This window comes from Olavius algarvensis spirochete endosymbiont, from assembly GCA_900608495.1.
GTDB lineage: Bacteria > Spirochaetota > Spirochaetia > DSM-2461 > DSM-2461 > UBA2779.
Map to the genome: position 1 here is coordinate 1 of UWYT01000289.1, position 264 is coordinate 264.

Below are 264 nucleotides of genomic sequence, written 5' to 3' on the forward strand. Positions count from 1 at the left end.
AATGTCTATGTGGCAGATGCATTCAACCACCGCATCCGGAAGATCACGCCGGCAGAGATGGTAAGCACCTTAGTCGGCACCATGGAAGGCTATAAGGATGCCACCGGCACCACGGCACGGTTTAATTACCCCTCCGGCGTGGCTGTGGACTCATCAGGCAATGTCTATGTGGCAGACCATGTCAACCACCGCATCCGGAAGATCACGCCGCAGGGATGGTAAGCACCTTTGTCGGCAGTGACAGAGGTTTTGAGAAGGGCGCCG

The 264-nt window shown here is 56.4% G+C and carries 1 protein-coding gene; it reads left to right on the top strand.

The features are described 5' to 3' along the window. Nucleotides 1–222 (top strand): SBBP repeat-containing protein (locus S1OALGB6SA_RS08795; RefSeq protein ID WP_195910396.1); only part of this gene is annotated, 222 nt, incomplete at its 5' end. Between the last annotated feature and the right edge of the window lie 42 nt (nt 223–264).